Annotated in this window: 18 protein-coding genes and 2 pseudogenes; 9 read left to right on the plus strand and 11 right to left on the minus strand. The window is 74.6% G+C overall.

All coding sequences use genetic code 11. From position 1 onward, the window contains the following. Window positions 1–47: 47 nt before the first annotated feature. The gene (locus PV789_RS15110) at window positions 48–1,049 is read right to left on the minus strand and encodes an exonuclease domain-containing protein (protein ID WP_274973215.1); all 1,002 of its coding nucleotides are present in this window, start codon (window positions 1,047–1,049) and stop codon (window positions 48–50) included. A gap of 720 nt (window positions 1,050–1,769) precedes the next feature. On the opposite strand from PV789_RS15110, the gene PV789_RS15115 reads away from it, so the two are divergent. The 4 genes from PV789_RS15115 (at window position 1,770) to PV789_RS15130 (ending at window position 5,459) form a co-directional block, all read left to right on the plus strand. After that, complete coding sequence (locus PV789_RS15115) at window positions 1,770–3,035, plus strand: sensor histidine kinase (protein WP_274973216.1); 1,266 nt, start codon at window positions 1,770–1,772, stop codon at window positions 3,033–3,035. Then, window positions 3,016–3,660: a response regulator gene (locus PV789_RS15120; RefSeq protein WP_274973217.1), complete on the plus strand. Its 645-nt coding sequence runs from the start codon at window positions 3,016–3,018 to the stop codon at window positions 3,658–3,660. Before PV789_RS15115 ends, PV789_RS15120 begins: the two co-directional genes overlap by 20 nt. A gap of 150 nt (window positions 3,661–3,810) precedes the next feature. Next, window positions 3,811–4,419, plus strand: coding sequence for a DUF3887 domain-containing protein (locus PV789_RS15125; RefSeq protein WP_274973218.1), 609 nt, complete (start codon window positions 3,811–3,813; stop codon window positions 4,417–4,419). A 53-nt stretch (window positions 4,420–4,472) separates the two neighbouring features. Continuing rightward, window positions 4,473–5,459 carry a CPBP family intramembrane glutamic endopeptidase gene (locus PV789_RS15130; protein WP_274978148.1) on the plus strand — a complete coding sequence of 329 codons (987 nt, stop codon included), beginning with the start codon at window positions 4,473–4,475 and terminating at the stop codon, window positions 5,457–5,459. Here the strand turns inward: PV789_RS15130 and PV789_RS15135 are convergent. The 6 genes and pseudogenes from PV789_RS15135 to PV789_RS15160 form a co-directional block, all read right to left on the minus strand. Further along, complete coding sequence (locus tag PV789_RS15135; RefSeq protein ID WP_274973219.1) at window positions 5,434–7,137, minus strand: serine/threonine-protein kinase; 1,704 nt, start codon at window positions 7,135–7,137, stop codon at window positions 5,434–5,436. The two genes, PV789_RS15130 and PV789_RS15135, sit on opposite strands and share 26 nt — an antisense overlap. 198 nt (window positions 7,138–7,335) lie before the next feature. Continuing rightward, window positions 7,336–8,622 carry an RNA polymerase sigma factor gene (locus PV789_RS15140; protein ID WP_274973220.1) on the minus strand — a complete coding sequence of 429 codons (1,287 nt, stop codon included), beginning with the start codon at window positions 8,620–8,622 and terminating at the stop codon, window positions 7,336–7,338. Window positions 8,623–8,637: 15 nt separating this feature from the next. Next, window positions 8,638–8,820: pseudogene (locus PV789_RS15145) on the minus strand (YciI family protein); the annotation flags it as partial. Between the two features lie 56 nt (window positions 8,821–8,876). Further along, window positions 8,877–10,073, minus strand: a complete 1,197-nt coding sequence (locus PV789_RS15150; protein ID WP_274973221.1) for an RNA-guided endonuclease InsQ/TnpB family protein — start codon at window positions 10,071–10,073, stop codon at window positions 8,877–8,879. A 178-nt stretch (window positions 10,074–10,251) separates the two neighbouring features. After that, a pseudogene (locus PV789_RS15155) lies at window positions 10,252–10,425 on the minus strand (YciI family protein); the annotation flags it as partial. Between the two features lie 132 nt (window positions 10,426–10,557). After that, entirely contained in the window at window positions 10,558–11,436 is an 879-nt protein-coding gene (locus PV789_RS15160; RefSeq protein ID WP_274973222.1) for an alpha/beta fold hydrolase, read from the minus strand. Window positions 11,437–11,595: 159 nt separating this feature from the next. On the opposite strand from PV789_RS15160, the gene PV789_RS15165 reads away from it, so the two are divergent. From PV789_RS15165 to PV789_RS15180, 4 genes are all read left to right on the plus strand, one after another. Next, complete coding sequence (locus PV789_RS15165; RefSeq protein WP_274973223.1) at window positions 11,596–15,039, plus strand: ATP-binding protein; 3,444 nt, start codon at window positions 11,596–11,598, stop codon at window positions 15,037–15,039. 114 nt (window positions 15,040–15,153) lie between these two features. Next, entirely contained in the window at window positions 15,154–16,098 is a 945-nt protein-coding gene (locus tag PV789_RS15170; RefSeq protein ID WP_274973224.1) for a metal ABC transporter substrate-binding protein, read from the plus strand. Further along, the gene (locus tag PV789_RS15175; protein ID WP_274973225.1) at window positions 16,095–16,841 is read left to right on the plus strand and encodes a metal ABC transporter ATP-binding protein; all 747 of its coding nucleotides are present in this window, start codon (window positions 16,095–16,097) and stop codon (window positions 16,839–16,841) included. The genes PV789_RS15170 and PV789_RS15175 overlap by 4 nt, the downstream gene beginning before the upstream one ends. Then, the gene (locus PV789_RS15180) at window positions 16,829–17,743 is read left to right on the plus strand and encodes a metal ABC transporter permease (RefSeq protein WP_274973226.1); all 915 of its coding nucleotides are present in this window, start codon (window positions 16,829–16,831) and stop codon (window positions 17,741–17,743) included. The genes PV789_RS15175 and PV789_RS15180 overlap by 13 nt, the downstream gene beginning before the upstream one ends. 39 nt (window positions 17,744–17,782) lie before the next feature. On the opposite strand, the gene PV789_RS15185 is transcribed toward PV789_RS15180, so the two are convergent. Next, window positions 17,783–18,739, minus strand: coding sequence for an NAD(P)-dependent alcohol dehydrogenase (locus PV789_RS15185; protein ID WP_274973227.1), 957 nt, complete (start codon window positions 18,737–18,739; stop codon window positions 17,783–17,785). 102 nt (window positions 18,740–18,841) lie between these two features. On the opposite strand from PV789_RS15185, the gene PV789_RS15190 reads away from it, so the two are divergent. Then, on the plus strand, window positions 18,842–19,450 hold the full coding sequence (locus PV789_RS15190) for a TetR/AcrR family transcriptional regulator (RefSeq protein WP_274973228.1): 609 nt from the start codon (window positions 18,842–18,844) through the stop codon (window positions 19,448–19,450). A 173-nt stretch (window positions 19,451–19,623) separates the two neighbouring features. Here the strand turns inward: PV789_RS15190 and PV789_RS15195 are convergent, their stop codons facing one another. The 3 genes from PV789_RS15195 to PV789_RS15205 are packed head-to-tail and all read right to left on the minus strand — an operon-like array spanning window position 19,624 to window position 22,769. Further along, window positions 19,624–21,177, minus strand: coding sequence for a tripartite tricarboxylate transporter permease (locus PV789_RS15195; protein ID WP_274973229.1), 1,554 nt, complete (start codon window positions 21,175–21,177; stop codon window positions 19,624–19,626). Then, window positions 21,178–21,780 carry a tripartite tricarboxylate transporter TctB family protein gene (locus PV789_RS15200; protein ID WP_274973230.1) on the minus strand — a complete coding sequence of 201 codons (603 nt, stop codon included), beginning with the start codon at window positions 21,778–21,780 and terminating at the stop codon, window positions 21,178–21,180. Further along, entirely contained in the window at window positions 21,777–22,769 is a 993-nt protein-coding gene (locus tag PV789_RS15205) for a Bug family tripartite tricarboxylate transporter substrate binding protein (protein WP_274973231.1), read from the minus strand. The genes PV789_RS15200 and PV789_RS15205 overlap by 4 nt, the downstream gene beginning before the upstream one ends. Window positions 22,770–22,971: the final 202 nt, after the last annotated feature.

Here is a 22,971-nt window from a genome sequence, read left to right on the forward strand (position 1 = left end):
GGGGCCGGTCCGCACTCTCCGTCGCGGGAACACAGGGCGCGTCCCGGTCAGGGACGGGTGGTCATCCCCAGCAGGGCCAGCAGTTCGGCCTCGGTGACCAGGTCGATGCGCTGGCCCCGCTCGCGGTAGGTCTCGGCCCGCAGGTGCTTGGCGGTCTTGCCGGGGCCGCCGTGGCTCCCGAGGATGAGCACGTCGGTCTTCTTGGTGACGTTCTTGGCGGGCCGCCCGCCCGCCTCGGCCACGCGCCGCCACACCTCGGGCTTGTCCATGGACTCCAGGTCGCCGGAGACGCACACGGTGCGCCCGTACAGCGGCCCGGTGGGGTCGGCGTCCGGGGAGGGCTCGGGCAGTGGCGTCTGGGCGTCGCGCTGCCACCGTCCGAACCGGTCCTCGGGTGCGGCGGCGGACGCGGCGAACAGCGCGGGCTGGGCGGGTGCGGCGGCGGCCGGGGCCGGAGCGGGTACCGCGCTCCCGGCCGAGGCCTCCACCCGGCGCAGGTCCGTCCGCGCGGCACGGGCCAGGTCGGCGAGCGACGGGGTGCCGTAGCGCTCCATGGCGGCCATCACGATGCGCGCGGCGGCCTCGGCGTCGGCGTCGGCGCGGTGGTGGTGCGTCACCCGGTGCCCGATGTGGGCGCACACGGTCGGCAGCTTGTGGTCGGGCAGCCCGGCCCAGGTGCGCCGTGCCAGCGCCAGCGTGCACGCGTACTCCCACGCCGGGTGGGGCAGCCCGGTGTGCCCGCAGGCCTGGCGCAGCACCCCCATGTCGAAGGCGGCGTTGTGCGCCACCAGGGGGCTGCCGTCGGCGAACTCCACGATGCGCGCGTGCGCCTGTTCCCAGGAGGGGGCGTCGACGACGTCGGCCGCGGTGATGCCGTGCACGGCGATGTTGTGGCGGGAGAAGAAGTCCACCTGCCCCGGCGGTCGGATCAGCGTGGTGTACCGGTCCACGACCGCGCCGTCGCGCACCCGCACCAGGCCGACCGCGCACGCGCTGCCGCGGTCGTGGTTGGCGGTCTCGAAGTCGATCGCGGTCCAGGTCCGGGACACCGCGCACCTCCTGCAAACGGGGAACGGACCGAGGCTATCCGGGCCCGGACGCCTTCGGGGACGAAACGGCCCCAGCGGTCCGGTGCCGATGGCGCGGCCCCGCCCGCGCCCTGAGGAAAACCCCGCCCCCGCTCTGGCGCGCACCGCCCCCGACCTGGCGGTACGCCCCATGGCCCGGCAGGGGGCGCGGTTCCCGGCGTGGTCGCCGCCGCACGGACGAGGAGACGAGGGCCGCACCTGAGCGCCCCGGGGGGAACCGCTCTCGTGACGGCCACCGTCGGTACGCTTCTGACGCACCTGGTGATCGGTTTCGGTGCGGTGCGGACCTGTCGCCCGTGCGGACACGTCGCGGTGGAGAACCGGGAGAGCCCGTCGGTCTTCTGCCGTGGCAGGTACGGGCACAGGGCGCATGCGGACGTGAACGCGGCCCAGAGCATTCTCGCGCGCGGACGGATCAGCCCCTCGGGGTGAACCGTGCCGACCTGCCGAGACCTCTGGGACGCCATGACGGTGGGGCAGGAACCAGCCGCGGCCGCGAGGCGCGCAGCACCACCGGGTCGGCAAGGCCCGGTCGGAATCCTCCTCGTCCACGGGGGAGGGGAAGTCGACGGGCGGTTCGACCACGCGCTCACGCCCGCGGCGGGCGCCCTGGTGCTCCGGCTCCGGGACGCCTGGGGCGGCGGGTGCGGACGGTCGCGGGAGAAGAGGGGTGAGGGCCGGATGGCCGAGTGGGCCGGGGCCGGGGACGGCCCCCGCGCCTGGGCGCGGGCGGCGGCCGCGCCGCTGGCACGGGCCGGGCGCGAGCTGACGGGCACCGTGTTGGGGCTGTGCACCGCCGCGCTCACGCTGGTGTGGGTCCTCGCGGCGGCCGCGGCGCTGGTGTGCGCCCCGCTCCTGTCCTCCCGCAACCGGCGCCGGTTCCGCGGCGCGGTGACCCGGTGGGCGGTGCGCCTGGGCGACGCGGACCTGGCCCGTCTGGCCCGGTGGTCGGGGGGAGGCGTCGTCGAGCCGGGGACCGGGGCCGCCCCGCGCGTGGCCTACCTGCTGCTGCGTCTTCCGGCGGCGCTGGTGTGCGGCTACCTGGCGCCCACGGCGCTGACGCTGGTGGCGGTCTTCGTCGGCGGCGCCGCGCTGGAGCTGTTCACCGGGGGCGGCACCTACGTGCCCGTGCTCATGCCCGGCGCGCGGATACACGTCTCCAGCATCAACGTGGGCCTGTTCATGGGCCTGGTCGTCCTGGCGGCGACGTGGCTGGTGGCGGCGCTGGCCTCGGCGGCCGACCGTGCCCTGGCCCGCCGCCTGGTGGGCCCCAGCAGAGAGGACCTGCTGCACCGGCGCATCGACGAGCTGACCTCCACCCGGTCGGGCATCGTTCGGGCGGTGGACGAGGAGCGGCGGCGCATCGAACGCGACCTGCACGACGGGATCCAGCAGCGCGTGGTGGCACTGGCCGTGCTGCTGGGGCGGGCCCAGCGCGGCCGCGACCCCGAGCGCGCGGCGCGGCTGGTCCGCCAGGCGCACACCGAGACCCGGGTGCTGCTGGACGAGCTGCGGGAGGTGGCCTGGCGGGTCTACCCCACCGCGCTGGACACCCTGGGCCTGGAGGCGGCGCTGACCGAGGTGGCCGAACGCAGCCCCCTGCCGGTGGAGGTGCGCGCGCACCTGTCGGCCCCGCCGCCCCGCGAACTGGCCACGGCGGTGTACTTCGCGGCGCGCGAGGCCATCACCAACGCCGTCAAGCACTCCGGGGCCGAGGCGGTGACCGTGCACCTGGACGACGCCGACGGCGTTCTGGACCTGCGGGTGCTCGACGACGGCCGCGGCGGCGCCGACCCCGCGGGCGGCGGTCTGACCGGCCTGGCCAGGCGGGTGCGGGCGCTGGACGGCACACTGGCGGTACACAGTCCCCGGGGCGGTCCGACCACGGTACGCGCCATGCTGCCCCTGACCACGATACGGAGCCCCCATGCGCCTAGTGCTCGCTGACGACTCGGTCCTGCTCAGGGAGGGCCTGGTGCGGCTGTTGGAGGAGGAGGGCCACGAGGTGGCGGCGGCGGTCGGCGACGCCGACGCTCTGCTGGCCGCGGTCGCCGAGCACGCGCCCGACGCCGCCGTGGTGGACGTGCGGATGCCGCCCACCCACACCGACGAGGGGCTGCGGGCGGCGCTGCGCATCCGCGCCGACCACGAGAAGGTGGCGGTGCTGGTGCTGTCGCAGTACGTGGAGCAGCGCTACGCCGCCGAACTGCTGGCCGGGGCCTCGGGCAGGGTCGGCTACCTGCTCAAGGACCGGGTGTCGGAGGTGGGGGAGTTCCTGGAGGCCCTGGAGCGGGTGCGCGCGGGCGGGGCGGCCTTCGACCCCGAGGTGGTGCGCCAGCTGCTGGCGCGCACCACCCACACCGACCCGCTGGCCCGGCTCACCCCACGCGAGCGCGACGTCCTGGAGCGCATGGCGCAGGGGCTGAGCAACACCTCGATCGCCGAGCGGCTGTACGTGTCGTTGAGCGCGGTGGAGAAGCACGTCAACGCGATCTTCGACAAGTTGGGGCTGGGGCACGCCTCCGGCTACAGCCGCCGGGTGCTGGCGGTGCTGCGCTACCTGGACAGCTGAGCGCGGCCGCGGCGGGGTTCGGGCGGCACGGCCCGCAAAGGGGCACGCGTAACGCGAAGTCCTTCGGGCGCCGGTGAGGGGCGCCGTTTTCCGTAGTCGGTCGCGCTCACCCGCTTGCCCACGGCCTACTTGTCAAGCTAAGGTTTACACGTGCAAGAAAAGTTGACAGAGGCGCTGCGTGTCCTGAAGGCGCGCACGGAAGCGTTCCTCGCCTCGCGCGTCCTGACGAGGGACGACGACTGGACCGACTCGCTGGGGCGCGCCGTGAGCATGCGCGCGGCCGCCGACGACGTCGTGCGCGCCGTCGTGGGGCAGGCGCGCCAGGACGGCGTCACGTGGCAGGTCATCGGCGACGCGCTCGGCGTGAGCAGGCAGGCGGCGTTCCAGCGCTACGGCAAACCGATCGATCCCAGAACAGGAGAGCCCATGAACACCACACCGCTCCCCGGAGCCGCCGAACTGGCCGTCTCGGTGATCGAGGACCTCGCGTCCGGGCGATGGTCGCACGTCACCGAGCGGTTCGATCCGGCCATGCGCGACGGCCTGTCGCAGGACGCGCTCGCGGCCGCGTGGGCGCAGATCATCGGCCTGGCGGGAGCCTTCGAGGGGCGGGGGGAGCCGGAGGCCGCCCGGGCCGGCGACGTGACGGTCACGAACACGCCGCTCTCGTTCGAGGCGGGCGACTACACGGCACGGATCACGTTCCGCGACGACCGCACCGTGGCCGGTCTGCACATCCTCGAAGGGAAGCCGTCGTGACCGACGAATCCCCGAACGTGTCGAGGACGGCCGCGACCCGGGGCGGATCGCGTATGAGCGGCCGCGACCTGCGCTCCATCGGCGTGTTCACCGCCCTGGCGTTCGCACTCGCCTGGCTCGTGGCGCTCCCGCTCTGGCTCGGCGACGGACTCGCCAGCCCCTGGTTCCCGGTCGTGGCCACCGCCGTGATGATGACCCCCGCGATCGCCGCCCTCGTCGTCGTGTTCCTCGTGGAACGGCCGAGGCGGAAGGCGTGGACGCTCGGACTGTGGCCGCTACGACCGGTCCGCAGGCTGCTCGGCTACGCGGCGCTGGGGGTCGTCGTGCCCATCGCGCTCGTCCTGGCTGCGCTCCCGGTCGGCGCGCTGCTGGGGGTCTATCCGGCCGACTTCGCGAACCTCTCCGCGTTCCGGCAGGTCCTGGAGGAGCAGGCGGGCGCCGCCGGAGCGGCCGAGCTCCCGATACCGGTCGGCGCGCTGATCGCCATCCAGCTCGCCGCGCTGCCGGTGGCGGCGTTCGTCAACCTCATCCCGGCGCTGGGAGAGGAACTCGGGTGGCGGGGGTGGCTGCTCCCGAGACTGATGCCGCTCGGTACGCTCCCGGCCCTGCTGGTCTCGGGCGTGATCTGGGGCCTCTGGCACGCCCCGCTCATCCTCCTCGGGTACAACTACCCCGACGCGCCGGGCTGGCTCGGCCTGACCGCGATGGTCGGCATGTGCGTCCTGGTCGGTGCGGTCTTCGGCTGGCTGCGGCTGCGGTCGGGGTCGGTGTGGCCCGCGGCCCTCGCCCACGCCGCGTTCAACGGGGCGGGTGGGACCTACCTCCTCTTCTCGAAGGCGGGCGAGCACGTCGACACCACGCAGGCCACGATCCTGGGCTGGAGCGGATGGATCGTACCGCTCGCGCTCGTCGCGGTCCTGATCGCCACGGGACAGTTCTCCTCCGCCAAGCACCCGTCCGCCCCGCCGTCCGGGGAGGGGCCCGCCCCCGAAGCCGAGGAGGACCGGGACCGGCTCAGGCCGGTTCGAAGGACTCCATGACGGCGGTGCGCTGGACGTCATCGTCAGCCCACGAGGCATCGGTGGAGGCCCAGGCCAGCGTGTAGTACTCCCCGGGAGCCACCGCGATGTTGCGGGTCAGCACGCGGCGCGTCTCGCCGGCCTCGTCCCGCCAGGTGAACTCCCACTCGGCGGCCGAGTGGAAGCCGGTGTCGCCGGTGACGTCCGCGATCCGCACCCGCTCGTAGCCCGGCAGCCGACCCGAGTCGTACACGCCCTGTTCCTGGTCCAGGACGTGCTGGTACTCGTCGTCGGTGGGGTGCTCGGCCATGTCGATCTGGAGGTAGCTGGCGTCGGCGGGGGACTCGTAGAAGACGCTGCTGCCGTCCACCCGGCGGATCCAGCCCTCGGGGATGCGCATGCCGAAACCGTCCGGGTCCTCGGTCCAGGTCATCCCGGGCACGGGGGTGCCGTCGGCGCCGCCCTCCTGGGGCGCCCCGGTCTCCTCGGGTTCGGTGGCGTCTCCCCCGGCCCCGGCCCCGGCCTCCTGCTCGTCAGCGCCGGGGTCGGAGGGCTCCTCCGTACCCGTCCCGGCGGCGGAGACGCCGCTGTCGGAGCCCCACGGATCGAGCACCACCACCAGCGCCGCCACCGCCACCAGCGAGGCCAGGCCCAGGGTGAGCACCACCATCGGCCAGGACAGCCGCCCACCCCGCTGCGGTACCGGCGCCGTCGTGACCGTCGTCTGGGGCGGGAGCGCCGCCGGGGGCCGCGGAACCGGCCCCGGGGCTTCGGGCGGCACCGGTCCCTGGGTGACCGTGGGTGTGGGGCCGCCCACCGGCCGCGGCGGCACGGACACGGTCGTGGCCGAGGGGGCCGTGAAGGCCGCGGCGGCGGTGTCTCCCCGCGCCTGCGCGGTCAGCAGCGCGCGGCAGCGGTCGGCGTCGATCCGCCTGGCCGGGTCCTTCACCAGCAGGCCCCGCACCGCCTGGGCCAGCGGACCCCGCCCCAGGACGTCGGGCGGCTCCTCGGAGGTGACGGCGTGCAGCGTGGCGGGGATGCCCTCACGGCGGAACGGGGAGTTGCCGGTGGCCGCGAGGTACAGGGTCGCGCCCAGTGACCAAAGGTCGCTCGCGGGGGTCGCCGGGCTCATCGCCAGCCGCTCGGGGGCCAGGTAGGCGGGGGAGCCCATCACCCCGGCCGTCTGGGTGACGGAGGAGGTGTCGGCGATGGTGGCGATGCCGAAGTCGGTGAGCACCACCCGTCCGGTGTCGGTGACCATGACGTTCTCGGGTTTGACGTCGCGGTGCGTGATCCCCTGCCCGTGCGCGGTGCTCAGCGCGCTGAGCAGGTCGAGCCCCCACTGGGCGGTCGCCCGGGCTCCGCGCGGGCCCTCCTGGCGGACCAGCGCGTGCAGGGAGCGCCCGCTGAGGAACTCCATGACGATCCACGGGCGCCCGTCGTCCTGGACGATGTCGTGCACGGTGACGATGTTGGGGTGGCCGCCCATCGCGGTGGCCTGCGCCTCGCGCCGGGCCCTGGCCGCCATCCGGTCGCGTTCGTCGTCGTCCAGGCCCGGGCCCAGGAGGATCTCCTTGACCGCGACGGTGCGGTTGAGCTCGGTGTCGTGGGCCCGCCAGACCCTGCCCATCCCGCCCCGGCCGATCTCGGCCAGCAACTGGTAGCGGCCACGCAGTGCGCGGTGCGGCTCGGCCCCCATCGGACTCCCTTGCGGTGCGGGCCCTCGTGACCCCGTGGACGTCGACAAGCCCGCAGGGACAGCGGTTTCCCACGCGCGCCGAGCGACCATGGTACTGAGGTACGACGGTGCTTCGACCCCGTGGGAGCGCCGCCCCTGGTCAGCCCGCCGCACCGGAGCCCCGGGGCGAACCGCGACGCTCTCCGGGGCGTGGACCGGTCAGCCCAGGTCGGCGAGTTTGCCTTCCAGCACCTCCCGCTCGCGCTCGTTGCCGCACCGGCGCACGGCCAGCTCCAGTTCGGTGCGCGCCTCAGCGGTGCGGCCCAGGCGCACGAGCAGCTCCCCGCGCACGCTCGGCAGCAGGTGCGAGTCCGCCAGCGCCCCGGCCGCCGCCAGCTCGTCCACGATCCGCAGCGCCGCGGCCGGTCCCCGGGCCATGGAGACCGCCACCGCCCGGTTGAGGTCCACCACCGGGGAGGGCGCCAGACGGCCGAGCGCCTCGTAGAGCAGCACGATCCGTTCCCAGTCCGTCTCCCGCACCGAGGGGGAGAGCGCGTGGCGCTCGGCGATCGCGGCCTGGAGGCCGTAGGCGCCCAGCCCGCGGCCGGTGCTCCCGGCGCGGGCCAGGGCTGCCCGCCCCCGGCGGATCGCGGCGCGGTCCCAGCGGCGGCGGTCCTGGTGCTCCAGCAGCACCGGCCGCCCGTCCGCCCCGGTGCGGGCGGGAAAGCGCGCCGCGGTCAGCTCCAGCAGCGCCAGCAGGCCGTGGACCTCGGGCTGGTCGGGGACCAGCCGGGCCAGAACCCGGGCCAGGCGCTGGGCCTCGCCCGCGAGGTCGGGCCGGAGCAGGTCGCCTCCGGAGCTGGCCGAGGAGCCCTCGGTGAAGACCAGGTAGACCACGTTGAGCACCGAGCCGAGCCGCCGGGCCCGCTCCCGGGCCGGGGGCACCCCGAAGGGCACCCGGGCCGCCCCGAGGGTCTTCTTGGCCCGGGTGATCCTGGCCTGCACGGTCGCGGTCGGGACCAGGAACGCCCTGGCGATCTCGTCGCTAGTCAGACCGCCGACCACCCGCAGGGTGAGCGCCGCCCTGGCCTCCCGCGACAGCCCGGGGTGGCAGGCGGTGAACATCAGCGCGAGCACGTCGTCGTCGATCCGGTCCGGATCCCACAGCACGTCGTCGGCCTCCCCGACGGGATCGCCGGGCGCACTGCCCGAGGCGGCGCCGCCCTCGCCCAGGTCGCGGGCGAGGACGGCGTACCTGTCGTCCAGGGTGGAGCGGCGGCGGAACGCGTCGATCGCGCGGCGGCGGCCGACGGTGAGCAGCCACCCCGCCGGGTTGCGGGGCACGCCCTCGCGCGGCCAGGTCACCAGCGCCTCGGCCAGCGCCTCCTGGCCCAGGTCCTCGGCCAGCGCGAAGTCGCCGGTGTAGCGCGCGAGCGCGCCGACGATCCGCGCCGAGTCGATCCGCCAGACGGCGGCTACGGCCTCGCGGCCGGTGGGGTCGGCCATCTCCGGTCGGTCCGCTCAGAGCTGGCCGGTGGCCTCGCGCCAGGCCCGCTCCCTCTGGATCCACTCGTTGTCCTGCGGGAACTCGTCGATCGTGGTGACCCGGCGGATCTCGGTCTTGAAACCCGGCCCGGCCATCGGCGACCGCTTGGCCCACTCCACGGCCTCCTCCTTGGAGGCCACGTTGAGGATTTGACATCCTCTTCCGCCTGAAGGCGGGAGAACCCAGCTAACGGAACCCGTTCGCCGCTGGTGGTCTACGCTTCGCAGCCCGCCTGGCGGCGAGGGCTCCACGTCCTGGCACCCACAATGTCCTGGGGCGCTTGCTGCTTGGTCAGGTGCTCGATGTTGCGCGCGGCGTTGGTGTCGGCGTTGGCTGTGTATCCGCACCCCGGTGCCTGGCACACGAACCGGTCCCGTGACTTCCGGTTGCCCTCGCTGACGAACCCACACGCCCAGCAGCACCGCGAGGTGTAGGGGGCGGGCACCCGCACCAGGTGCCCGCCCCGGTCGGTGAGCTTGTACGCCAACAACGTGATGGTGCGTCCCCACGCCTGTCCGGCGATGGCGCGGTTCAACCCGGATTTTCGTGCCACGTTGGTGCCCGGGGCCTCCGCCGTCCCCCGAGCCGAGCGGACCATGCCGGCGATGTGCAGGTCCTCGACCCCCACCACACCGAACTCCTCGGCCAGGGCGTGCGTGACCTTGTGCTGCCAGTCCAGGGCGCGGCGCTTGGCTTTCGCGCGCACCCGGGCGATCTGGTCATAGGTGCGCCGCAACTGGTGCGAAGACGGCTGCCCGGGTGTGCGCTGCCGCCGTTGGCGGGCGGCTGTGCACTCCAACCGGCGCAGACGCCCGCCCTCACCCGGGGACAGCCACGGCTCGTGCTCGCGGAAGGTGTCATCGGACAGGGTCAGCGGCTTGGCGACACCCCGGTCGATCCCCACCCCCGGGCCGACATGGGGTGCCGGTTCCTTGACCTGGGTGCGCACCCTCAGCACCACGTGCCAGCCGTTGGCCTCCCGCACCAACCGGGCACCGGTAACCCTGTTCGCGGCGTCAGCGTGCTTGCCCACCGGTAGGTCCTTGGTCCACCGGAAGCGGACCACGCCGACCTTGGGGATCTTCACGGCCCCCCACGTGCGGGTGAGGCGCTCGATGTTCAGGTCCCGGCCCTGGGGGACGTCGACGCACATCCGGGCGCGCAACCGGGCCTTGAAGACGGGTGGCCCGGTCCGGCCCGCCCAGCAGTTCTGCCACGCCCGGAAGTAGGCCTTCAGCACCTGCTGCGCCGCCTGCGCGGGAAGGGCAGCCAACCAGGGCAGGTCCTTGCGGGCCTGACGAATAGCCGCATCAGCGTCAGCCAGGGACACCCGCCGGTTCTCCGAAGACATCGTCCACCACGCGTGCAGGAGGTTCCACAGGGCGCGGGCGGCGTGGCCCTGGGTTTCCAACTCACGGAGTTGGTCCTTGGCGGGGTAGAGGCGGGCCTTGTGGCCGCGTTCGCGTTTGATGTGTCACCTCCCTGGACTGGTCCGGGCCGACCTTAGCGCGGGGGTGTGACGTTTCGTGACTGACGGTTCACCCACCGACTGAAGCCGGTGGCACTCTCACGAAGGAGAGGCAGGGGCCGTCGACGACCACGCCCTCGGCGGCGTCGTCGAGGCCCTCCGCGGCGAGCAGCACCCCGGCGCGGATCAGCTCGTCGTTGTACCGGCCCATGGTCGCGAGCATCTCGTCGAAGTCGATCTGGCCCATCTTCGCGAAGGCCTCGTCGGTGGCGCGCATGATCAGCATGTACTTCACGGCTCTGTCTCCCCGGGTGTCGCGGGCCCCTTGCGGGCCCCTTCATCCCTAGGTCGAACGGGGGGCGCCGCGGATCGACACGTCCACCGATCTTTTTCCGGGGAATTCTGACAGAGTCCGCCCGCGGCCCGCCTACCGGGCCAACAGGTCGCGCAGCGCCCCGACCACCTCGGCCGGGGCCTCCTCCGCCATGAAGTGGCCGCAGGTCACCGTGCTGTGGTGCAGGTCGGGAGCCCAGGCCCGCCACACCGCGGCGGCGTCGTAGCCCAGCGCCGCGCCCCAGTCCTGCTGGAGCACCGTCACCGGCATGGCCAGACGCCGCCCGGCCGCGCGGTCGGCCTCGTCGTGCTCGACGTCGATCCCGGCCGAGGCCCGGTAGTCGGCCACGATCGAGGGCACGGCCTCGCGGGAGGCCCGCAGGTAGGCGGCGCGCACCTCGGCGGGGATCGCCTCGGGGTCGCGCGTCCAGATGTCCAGGAAGTGTCCGAAGAACGCGTCCGGGCTGGCACCGATGAGCTGCTCGGGCAGGCCCGGAGGCTGGGCCATGAGGTACAGGTGGAAGCCCACCGCGGCCGAGGCCCCGCGCATGACCTCCCACATGTCCAGGGTCGGCAGCACGTCGAGCGAGGCCAGGTGGGTGACGGCGTGGGGGTGGTCCAGCCCGGCGCGGATCGCGACCAGGGCGCCCCGGTCGTGGCCCGCCAGGGCGAAGCGTTCGTGGCCCAGGGCGCGGGCCAGGGCGACGACGTCGGCCGCCATGGTGCGCTTGGCGTAGGCGTCGCCGTCGGTGCCGGCGGGCTTGTCGCTGTCGCCGTAGCCGCGCAGGTCCGGGCAGATGACGGTGTGGTCGGCGGCCAGGTCGGCCGCGACGTGTCGCCACATCAGGTGGGTCTGGGGGAAGCCGTGCAGCAGCACGAGGGGGCTGCCCGAGCCGCCGACGGCGGCGTTGAGCGCCACGCCCTCGGCGACGGGCACGCGCTGGTAGTCGAATCCCCGGATCGTGGGTTCCACGGTGGTCTCCTCGGTGGGTCGGAGTCGGGTCCCCGGCGGTCACCGGGGATCTCGGTCGTCCACGAGCCTGCCGGGGTCCGATGAGCAGCCGATGAGCAACGGTTGAGCGGGGGCGTCGGCGGCCCCGGCCGGTGCGGACGGCCGGATAGATTTGCTGCCATGGAGGGGGAGGTGACACGGGCGGCGGTGTCCTTCCGCGTGCTGGGTCCCCTGGAGGCCGTCGGCGCGCACGGACCGCTCGCCCTCAAGGGGCCGCGACACCGCGCGGTGCTGGCCCGGCTCCTGGTCGCCGAGGGCCGTGCCGTGCCCGTGGACCGCCTCGTGGACGACCTGTGGGAGACGCCCGCCGAGGGCTCCGTGGCCGCGGTGCGCACCTTCGTCTCGGCGCTGCGCCGGTCCCTGGAACCGGACCGGCTCGCGCGGCGGCCCGCCCGGCTGCTGGTGACCGCGCCGCCGGGCTACGCGCTGCGGGCCGACCCCGAGGCGGTCGACGCCCGGCGCTTCGCCGGGGCCGTGGCCCGTGGCGGCGCGCTGCTCGCCGAGGACCGGCCCGGTGCGGCGCTGGACGGCCTGGAGGAGGCCCTCGGGTGGTGGCGGGGCCCGGCCTACGCCGAGTTCACCGCCTACCCCTGGGCGCGCGCCGAGGCCGACCGGCTGGAGGGGCTGCGGCTGCTGGCGGTGGAGCGGCACGCCGAGGCCCTCCTGGCGCTGGGGCGTGCGGGTGACGCCGTGCCCGCCCTGGAGGCGCACGCCCTGGCCCACCCCCTGCGCGAGAACGCCTGGCGGCAGTGGGCGCTGGCCCTGTACCGCTCGGGCCGTCAGGGTGACGCGCTGGCCGCGCTGCGCCGCGCCCGCCGAACCCTGGCGGAGGAGCTGGGGGTGGACCCCGGCCCCGGACTGCGGCGGCTGGAGGCCGACGTCCTGGCCCAGGCGCCCCACCTCACCCCGCGTGCCGCCGCCGCCACCGCTGTTCCGGCACGGGCGGAGGGCGCGCCCGAACCCGCCCGGCGCCCCTTCGTGGGCCGGACCCGGGAACTGGAACTGCTGGAGGGGGCCGCCGCCTCCGCCGCTCCGCACGCTCCGGCCCGGGTCGCGCTGGTCTCCGGCGACGCCGGGGCGGGCAAGACGGCCCTGGCCGAGGAACTCGCGCGGCGGCTGGCCGGGCGCGGGTGGACCACGGCCTGGGGGCGCGGCCCCGAGCACGAGGGGGCGCCCGCGGCCTGGCCCTGGACGCAGATCGCCACCGTGCTGGCGGCGTCCGCGGACACCGCGGCCCACGGGGACACCACCGGCCTCACCACGGACGGCACCACAGCCTCGGCATTCAACACGAGCCCCACCGGGACGGACAGCCCCTACACGGGCACGGGCCGGGGTGCGGTCACCACGCAGCCCAGGAGCATCGCCGCCCCCGCCCGCGACGACGACACCGCGGCGCCGGGAGGTGCCGCCCCCGACCCCGCGGCGGCCCGGTTCGGCGTCCTGCGCCAAGCCGCCCGCCTGCTCGCCTCGGCCGCACGGCGCGGCCCCGTCCTGCTGGTCTTCGACGACCTGCACCGGGCGGCGGAGGAGACCCTGGAACTGTTCACCTTCCTGGCCGCCGAACCGCTCCCCGGGCCCGTGCTGCTCGTGGGGACCCACCGGACCGGCGAGGTCCACCCCGCGCTGACCGCGGCCCTGGCCCGGCTCGCCCCCGGCGAACCGGCCCGCGCCTACCTGGGCGGGCTGGCCGAGGAGGCGACCGAGGCGCTGGTGCGGGCCCTGGTCGGCCGCGACGTCGGCGGGCGGGCGCTGCGCGCCGTCCACCGGCGCAGCGGCGGCAACCCCTTCTTCGTCCGTGAGCTGGCCCGGCTGCTGTCCGACGGGGACGGCGCCGCGCTCGACGCGGTCCCCGCCGGAGTGCGCGACGTCATCCGCCACCGCCTGGGCTCCCTGACACCCGGGGCCCGGGACCTGCTGCGCCGGGCCGCCGTGATCGGCCGCGACGTCGACCCCGACGTCCTGTCGGCCCTGTCCCCGGACGGGGACGCCATGCTCGACGCCCTGGATGAGGCGCTGGAGGCGGGCTTCCTCACCGACGGCGCCGAACCGGACGAGCCCGACGGCGCACCCGGTCTGCGCTTCGCGCACGTGCTGGTGCGCGACACCCTCTACCAGGACCTCTCCCGACCGCGCCGGGCGCACTGGCACACGGCGGTGGCCGAGGCCGTCGAGGCGCTGCACCCCGACCGGGCCGACGTGCTCGCCCACCACTTCGGGCGTGCGGGCACCCGCGCCACCGCGGACCGGGCCGCCCGCCACGCGCGCACCGCCGCCCTGCGGGCAGAGGAGCGCTTCGCCCCGCACGAGGCGGCCCGGCTGTGGCGGGAGGCCGTCGCCGCCCACGACCGCTGCGGCGAGGACCGGCCCCGCGAACGCCTGGAGGCGGTCATGGGCATGGTCCGGGCGCTGGCCGTCACCGGCCGTCTGGAGGAGGCCCGCCACCACCGCGCCCGGGCGGTGGCCGCGGCCGAGGAGCTGGGCGACGCGGAGCTGACGGCTCAGGTCATCACCGCCTTCGACGTGCCCGCCCTGTGGCCGCGCAACGACGACGAGGCGCTGGCCCGCCGGGTCGCCGGGGCCGCCGAACGCACCCTGGCCGCCCTGCCCGAGGACCGCCCGGAGCAGCGCGCCCGCCTGCTGTGCGCCCTGGCCCTGGAACTGCGCGGCGCCGCCACCGGCCGGGGCCCGGACGCGGCCCGCCTGGCCGAGGAGACCGCCCGCGGGCTCGGCGACCCCGCCCTGCTGTGCCTGGCGCTCAACGCCCGGTTCATGCAGTCCTTCCAGGGCGCCGGGCGGGCCCCGCAGCGCGTGGAGATCGGCGCGGAACTGGTCGACCTGGCCTCCCGGCACGGCCTGGTGACCTTCGAGGTGCTGGGCCGCCTCGTCCTGGTCCAGGCGTACTCCGCGCTCGCCGACTTCGGCGCCGCCGACGCCCACGCGGCCGCCGCCGACCGGCTGGGCTCGCGTTACGGGATCGCCCTGGTGGGGGTGTTCACCCGGTGGTACGAGGCGCTGCGCACGGCCGCGCGGGGGTCCGCCGAGGAGGCCGAGGCCGCCTACCGGGCCGCGAGCGTGCGGCTCGCCGACACCGGCATGCCCGGGGTGGAGCAGGGCATCCTGCCCCTGGCGCTGCTGTGCCTGCGCCTGCGGGGCGGCCGTCCCGCAGCGGTGGACCCTCGCCAGGACTGGGGCCCCTACGCCCCCTGGGCCCACGCCCTGGCCCGGCCCGGGACAGCGCCCCTTCCCCCCGACGCACCGCCCGGCCTGCTCGGGGAGGCCCTGACCTGCCTGGCCGCCCGGGCCGCCACCGCCGTCGGCGACCGCCCCGCGATGGAGCGCGCCCACCGCCTGCTCTCACCCGCCGCCGGGGAGCTGGCCGGTGCGGGCAGCGGTCTGCTGACCCTGGGGCCGGTCGCGCACCAGCTCGGCGACCTCGACCGCGCACTCGGACGCCGCGAGCGGGCCGCGGAGAACTACCGGCTGGCCCTGCGCGTGGCCGCCCGGGCAGGGTCGCCGCACTGGACCGCCGCGGCCCGGACCGCCCTGGCCGGACCGGACTGAGCCGCACGCGCCGTACGGGCGGGCCAGCGGTGCCCAGGACACGAGGCCCGGTCGGCGACCGCGACACGCCCGCCGCGATGTGTAGTTTGGCCCTCTTGTGGTAAAAAGTTAGGCGTGCCGAACTTTCAAGATGAGGCTTCTTCACACTCCTGGTCGGCGAAGCTCCCCGCCGCCTCCCTCGCCCTTGTCCTGGGCCTGACCGCCTGCTCCTCCGCCGGACAGGAGCGCGACGACGGACGGCTCCTGGTACTGACCACGTTCACCGTCCTGGCGGACATGGCACGCAACGTCGCCGACGGGCGGGTGGAGGTCGCCTCGCTCACCCGGCCCGGAGCCGAGATCCACGGCTACGAACCCACCCCCGACGACCTCGTCCGCGGCCGGGACGCCGACCTGATCCTGGAGAACGGGCTCGGCCTGGAGGCCTGGTTCAGCCAGTTCACCGAACGCGTGCAGGCCCCCACCGCCGTGCTCAGCGACGGCGTCGAGACCATCCCCATCTCCGCGGGGGAGTACGAGGGCCAGCCCAACCCCCACGCCTGGATGTCGCCCGACAACGCCCCCGTCTACGTCGACAACATCCGCGACGCCCTCACCGAACTCGACCCCGAGGGCGAGCAGGCCTACGCCGAGGCGGCCGAGGCCTACAAGGACGAGATCAGCGAGGTCGGCGACTACCTGGAGGAGGAGCTCGCCGGTGTCCCCGACAGCTCCCGCGCCCTGGTCACCTGCGAGGGGGCCTTCTCCTACCTGGCACGCGACGCGGGGCTGACCGAGATGTACCTGTGGCCGGTCAACGCCGAGACCCAGGGCACCCCCCGGCAGACCGCCGCCGTCACCGAGTTCGTCCGCGACAACCAGGTTCCCGCCGTCTTCTGCGAGAGCACCGTCAACGACGGCTCCCAGCGCTCGGTGGCGCGCGAGACCGGCGCCGCCATGGGCCGAACCCTCTACGTCGACTCCCTGTCCGAGGAGGGCGGCCCCGTGCCCACCTACCTGGACCTGCTGCGCCACGACGCCGAGGCCATCGTGGCCGGGCTGCGGGGGGAGGAGCGGTGAACGCCGCCATCGAGGTCACCGACGCCACCGTCCGCTACGGCGACGTCCTGGCACTGGACGGCGTGAGCCTGTCCGTCGCCCCCGGCCGCGTCTGCGGCCTGCTGGGCACCAACGGGTCGGGCAAGTCCACCCTGTTCAAGACCGTGCTGGGCCTGGTCCCCACCGACGGGGGGCGGGTGCGGATCCTCGGGCGCACCGGGGCCGCCGCCCGCCGCCGCGGGCTGGTGGGCTACGTGCCCCAGTCCGAACAGGTCGACTGGGCCTTCCCGGTCCGTGTGCGCGACGTGGTGATGATGGGCCGCTACGGGCGCATGGGACAGCGGCGCCGCCCCCGCCCCGCCGACCGGGAAGCGGTCGAGCACGCCCTGGACCGCACCCACCTGGGCGACCTGGCCGACCGCCAGATCGGCGCGCTCTCCGGCGGCCAGCGCAAACGCGCCTTCGTGGCCCGCGCCATCGCCCAGGGAGCCGACGTGCTCCTGCTCGACGAGCCCTTCGCCGGGGTCGACAAGCGCTCGGAGGGGCGCATCACCGAACTGCTGCTGCAACTGCGCGGCGAGGGCCACACGCTGCTGGTGTCCACCCACGACCTGGCCCAGGTGCCCGCGCTGTGCGACGAGGCGGTGCTGCTCCAGCGCCGCGTCGTGGCGCACGGCGCACCCGAGGAGGTCCTGCGCCCGGAGACCCTCATGGAGGCCTTCGGGGTCCACACCGACGAGGAGGGAACGGCATGGACGCGCTGACCGCGGTCGCGGAGTGGTTCACGGTGCCCATGGGCTTCGACTTCGTCCGGCGCGCCCTGCTGGTCAGCGTGGTCGCCGGGGTGGCGTGCGCCGTCCTGTCGTGCTGGATGACGCTGGTGGGCTGGTCGCTGATGGGCGACGCGGTCTCCCACGCCGTCCTGCCCGGGGTGGTGCTGTCCTACCTGTTCGGGCTGCCCTTCGCGGTGGGCGCGCTGGTCTTCGGCGCCGGGTCGGTCGCCCTGATCGGGGTGGTCAACCGCACCTCCCGGGTCAAGGAGGACGCCGTCATCGGCGTGGTCTTCACAGCCATGTTCGCCCTGGGTCTGGTCCTGGTCTCGCGGGTACCCAGCCAGACCGACCTGGGACACATCCTGTTCGGCAACGTGCTGGGGGTGTCGGACACCGACATCTGGCAGGTGCTCGTCCTGGCCGGGGTGGTGCTGGCGGTGGTCTGGTACAAGCACCGCGACCTGACCCTGTACGCCTTCGACCCGGTCCACGCGCACGCGGTGGGCATCAACCCCCGCCTGCTGGAGACGCTGCTGCTGGGGCTGCTGTCGGTCACGGTGGTGGTGGCCCTGCAGGCGGTGGGGATCATCCTGGTCGTGGCCATGGTCATCGTCCCCGGGGCGACGGCCTACCTGCTCACCGACCGCTTCGAGCGGATGCTGGTCATCTCCGCGGCGGTGGCCGTGGCGGCGGCCGTGGCGGGGGTCTTCCTCAGCTTCCACCTGAACGTGTCCACCGGCGGGGCGATCGTGCTGGCCCAGTCGTCGGCCTTCACCCTGGCCTACCTGTTCTCGCCCCGCCAGGGCGTGCTGCTGCGGCGGCGCGCCGCGCGAAGGGCCGGGGCCCGCGCGGTCGGCCGCGAGCGGGCCCGCCCCGCGAAGGAACCGTCTTAGGTCCACCGCCGCCGACGGGCACGGCCCGACGCGTCGCCGCTAGGGGCGCCGCACGTCGATGACGTACTTCCCGCGGACGCCGCCCGCCTCCAGCCTGCGGTGGGCCTCCGCGACGTCGGCCATGGGGAAGACCGTGTCGACCAGGGGTCGGACCTTCCCCTCCTCGGTGGCGCGGGTGAGCTCGGCGATGCGCTCCGCCGACGGGTTGTTGCTGAAGAGCTTGGTCCGGCCGGGCCGCACGGCGGCCCGGAGCCCGGTGCCGAGCAGGGACCTGAGGACGCGGTCCGGATCGAAGGCGAGCGCGACCATGCGCCCGCCCCGGTCCAGCCGCGCCTGGTAGGCGCCGAGGTCGGTGCCTACCAGGTCGACGATGACGTCGAAGCGGCCGAGGTCCCGCGGCCGGGTCGTGCGGTAGTCCAGGGCCTCGTCGGCGCCGAGTCCCCGGATCCAGTCGAGGTTGCGGGCACCGGCGAGGGCGGTGACCTCGGCGCCGAGCGCCTTGCCCAGTTGCACCGCGACGCTGCCCACACCTCCGGTGGCGCCGCGGACCAGGAGCCGTTCACCGGGCGAGAGGCGGGCCTTGTCCGTCAGCGCGGTCAGGGCGGTGGTGCCCGCCCCCGGAAGGGCGGCGGCCTCCAGGAGGCCGAGGTTCCCGGGCGCGCCGGCGAGCCGCTGTTCCGGGACGACGACGTGATCGGCGATGGCCCCGAAGGCGAAGTGCGGCATGAGCCCCCACACCGCGTCCCCGGCCCGCCAGGCGCGCACTCCCGCGCCCACCGCAGCGACGCGGCCCGTGAAGTCGACGCCCACGCCCCGGGGGAACCGGGCGCGGGTGATCCCGCGCATCCTGCCCGAGCGGAAGGCGACCTCGCCCGCGTCCACGCTCGCGGCGTACACCTCGACGAGCACCTCGCCCGCTCCCGGACTCGGCGTGGGCACCTCGTCGACGCGCAACACCTCGGGCGGGCCGAATCGGTCGTACCGCACAGCGCGCATGGTCGTTCTCCCCAGTCTCGCGAAGAAAGTGGAGTGGCCCCCCACTTCGTTCCGCTAAGATAACCGGAGAGCCACCCCACTTAGCAAGTCCAGGAGGTCACGGTGGTCGAGAGCACGGCGCGAAAGCCCCTGCGCGCGGATGCCCGGCGCAACTACGAACGCATCGTCGCCGTGGCCGAGGAGGCCTTCGCGGCCCACGGCGTCGACGCCTCGCTGGAGGAGATCGCCCGTCGGGCCGGGGTGGGCTCGGCGACCCTGCACCGCCACTTCCCCTCCCGGCGCCGCCTGCTGGAGGTGGTCTTCCACGACCGCGCCGAAGCGCTCTGCGCAAGGGCGCGGGAGCACTCCCGCACCAACGGGCCGGGCCCCGCCCTCTTCGCCTGGCTGCGGGATTTCAACGCCTACGCCGAGGCCAGCCGCGGTCTGGCCGCCTCGCTGCTGCGGGACGGCCGCGACGCCGACCTGCTGGAGCGCGACGACGGCTGCGCGGCGATGATCACCGCCGCGGCCGGTGAACTCCTGGAGCGCGCCCGGCGGGCGCGGGCGGTGCGCCCCGGTGTGCGCGCCGAGGACCTGGTCGCGCTCGTCAGCGCCATCTCGCTCGCCACGGAGGACCACCCCGACGGCGCGCAGGCGGGCCGTCTGCTGGACATCGCGTTCGCGGGCGTGCGCCCGCGGGGGCCCTCGGCCACGACCGGCGGGGGTTCCTGAGACCGGGGCCGGACGCGGGAGGGCGGCCGGTTCGGAGAAAGTGTTCCTCGCCGGGCCGCGCGGCCCCCGAAGAGCACCGGTCGGCCGCCGACCGGGCACGGGCACGAACAGAAACGGCGCGGCGGCACGGGGAGTGGTCCGTGCCGCCGCGCCCGGGAGGGGCCTGGCCGGAGTCAGCCGCGGCCCGCCTCCACCGGGGTGTGGTCCTTATCCGCGGCCCGTCGGGCGCGCAGTCGGCCGACGGCCACGACCAGGCCGATCGTCAGCAGCAGCCCGTAGATGCCCAGGGTGATCCCGCTGTCCACGAGCACCGACACGTCGCCCTGCCCCACGGCCAGGGCGCGGCGCAGCTCCGTCTCGGCCACCGGGCCCAGGACGACCGCGATCAGCACCGGGGCCAGCGGAATGTTGAAGCGGCGCATCATCAGAGCCACCAGGCCCAGGATCAGCATCAGCCACAGGTCCACCATGGACGACGCGGCCGCGTACACGCCCAGGGACGAGAACACCGCGATCCCGGCGTACATGTACGGCTTGGGGACCAGCAGCAGCTTGGCCCACAGCGGCGCGAAGGGCAGGTTGAGGATGAGCAGCATGACGCTGCCGATGAACAGGCTGGCCAGCAGCGCCCACACCAGGTCGCCGTCGCGCTCGAACAGCAGCGGACCGGGCTGCATCCCGTACTGCTGGAAGGCGGCCAGCATGATCGCGGCGGTCGCCGAGGTCGGCAGACCCAGACCCAGCAGGGTGCCCATCGCGGTTCCGGCGGTGGCGCTGGCGGCGGCCTCCGGCGCGGCCACGCCCTCGATGGCGCCCTCGCCGAACTCGTCCTCGCCCTTGCCCCGCCGGGCGCGCCGCGCGGCGAGCTTGCGCTCGCTGCCGTAGGCCAGGAAGGTCGGGATCTCCGAGCCGCCCGCCGGGATGGACCCGAACGGCAGGCCGAACAGGGTTCCGCGCATCCAGGCCGGAAGCGTGCGCCGCAGGTCGCGTCGGCTCAGCCAGGGGGTGCCGGTGCGCCGCAGGCCACCGCGCGCCGCGTCGCCCGCGTGGGCGGTGGCGGCCACGTGCAGCACCTCGCCGATCGCCAGCAGCGCCACCGTCACCGTGATGATGCTGAAGCCCTCGAAGAGCTGGGGCACGCCCAGGGTGAAGCGCTCGGCGCCGCTGAGGCCGTCGATGCCCACCATCGAGATGGCCAGGCCGATGCCCAGGGCGATCAGGCCGCGCACGGCCGAGTCCGAGACCACCGCGGAGGTGGCCACGAACGCGAAGACGGTGAGCGCGAAGTACTCGGCGGGGCCGAACTGCAGCGCCAACTGCACGATGACCGGCGAGAAGAACGCCACCAGCGCCGTGGACACGATCGCGCCGATGAACGCGCCGATCGCCGCCGTGGCCAGCGCCTGCGGCGCCCGCCCGCGCTTGGCCATCTTGTGGCCCTCGATGGCGGTGGCGATGGCCGAGGCCTGCCCCGGCGTGTTCATCAGGATGGCGGCGGTGGAGTCACCGAACAGCCCGCCGTAGTACACACCGGCGAACATGATGAACGCGCCGGTGGGGTCGAGGTGGAAGGTGACCGGCAGCAGGAGCGCGACGGCCATGGAGGAGCCCAGGCCGGGCACCACGCCCACGGCCGTGCCGAGCATGACGCCCAGCAGCGCCAGGAACAGGTACTCGGGGCTCAGCGCATTGGCGAACCCCGCCATGAGGTTGGTGAGAACGTCCATTTAGAAGATGCCCCCGAGGATTCCGGCCGGCAGGTTCAGGCCCAGACCGGCGACGAAGGCGAGCTGGATGACGGAGGAGAACACCAGCGACAGCACGGCGTCGAACAGGTACCGGCGGCTGCCCAGGGCGTAGGCCACGCCGAAGAACAGCAGCGCCGCGGACAGCAGCCAGCCCACCGGCTGGAGCAGCAGGATGAACACCGTCAGTGAGGCGACGACGATCCCCAGGCAGCGCCAGTCGATGCGCGCGGGCCCCGCCTCACCGGCCGGGGCGCTCCCGTCGGTGTCGGCGGTGGCGGCCTCGGCGTTCTCTCCGGTGGTCGGCGCGTCGGCGGTGCGGGCCGGGCGCAGCAGGACCTGCACGGCCAGGGCCACGCCCGTGACGCCCATGAAGATCGCGACCAGGGTGGGGAAGAAGCGCGGACCGGGCGGTTCGGTGCCCGGCGGCACCGGCATGGCCGCGGTCTGCACGGCGATGAACCCGGCGATGCCCAGCACCAGGGCGGCGACCAGCAGTTCGGACCTGCCCCGCCACCAGGAGGGGCGGGGCGGCGGGGCGGCGGGCTCCGTCGCCCGGACGGGGGTGGTGGCGTCGGTACTCAAGACAGGCCCAGTTCCTCGGTGATGGTGGTGATGCGCTCGGTCTCCAGGGCGAGGAACTCCTCGAACTCCTCGCCGGTCTGGAAGGTGTCGTCCCAGCGGTTGCGCTCCAGCGTCTGCGCCCACTCGGGGGTGTCGTGCATCTCGGTGACGATCGCGGTCAGCTCGGCGCGCTCCTCCTCCGTGATGCCGGCCGGGGCCACGAAACCCCGCCAGTTGGGCAGGACCGCGTCGATGTCCTGCTCGGCCAGGGTGGGAACGTCGATGCCCTCGACGCGCTCGTGCGCGGAGACGCCCAGGGCGCGCACGTTGCCCGCCTCGATCTGGTCGCTGAACTCGTTGTAGCCGCTGATGCCCACGTCGACGCTGCCCGACAGCAGCGAGGTCAGCGCCTCACCGCCGCCGGAGAACGCGATGTAGTTGACGTCCTGGGGGTCGACGTCGACGTCGGAGGCGATGAGTCCGGCCAGCAGGTGGTCGGTGCCGCCCAGGGAGCCGCCGCCGATCGCCATCCCGCCCGGGTCCTCGCGCCAGGCCTCGGCCAGGTCGCCCATGTCCTGGTACGGGGAGTCGTCGGGGACCACGACCACCTCGTAGTCGTCGGCGAGCCGGGCGATGGGGGTGACGTCCCCCAGGTCGTGCGAGGAGTTGTTGACGATGATGCTGCCGATCATGACCGTGCCGGTCACCATCAGCATGTTGGCCCTGCCCTCCTGGCGGACCGCCTGGGCCAGGCCGATGGTGCCGCCCGCGCCGGGAACGTTGACCACCTGGTTGTTGGCGACGATCTCCCCCTCGCGGAAGGCGTTCTGCGCCTCGCGCCCCACCAGGTCCCAGCCGCCGCCGGGCGCGGCGGGCACGATCGTGGTCAGTCGGCTGCGTACGGCCTCGGCGCCGTCGCCGCCGGTCGACGAGGCGTTGACCGCCGCGGCGCCGATGACGACGGCCGCGGCGACCGCGCCGCCGACGCGCAGAATGCGCTGGATGCTCATGGGGTGGCTCTCTCCGTTGCTGCAGGTCCGCGGTGCGGGCGGGCGCTCGCGGGCCGACGGATCGCCCGAGGCGGGAACGTGGCGGCCGTTACACCGCTCCGTGGCGCCGGTCGCATCCGCACCGGTTTCGAGAGCATGACCCACGGTTTGCCGACCGGTAAATCTTCTGGTCGTTTTGAACACAGAGATTGTTGTGGTCGCC

Source organism: Nocardiopsis camelliae (assembly GCF_028993595.1).
GTDB classification, from domain to species: domain Bacteria; phylum Actinomycetota; class Actinomycetes; order Streptosporangiales; family Streptosporangiaceae; genus Nocardiopsis; species Nocardiopsis dassonvillei.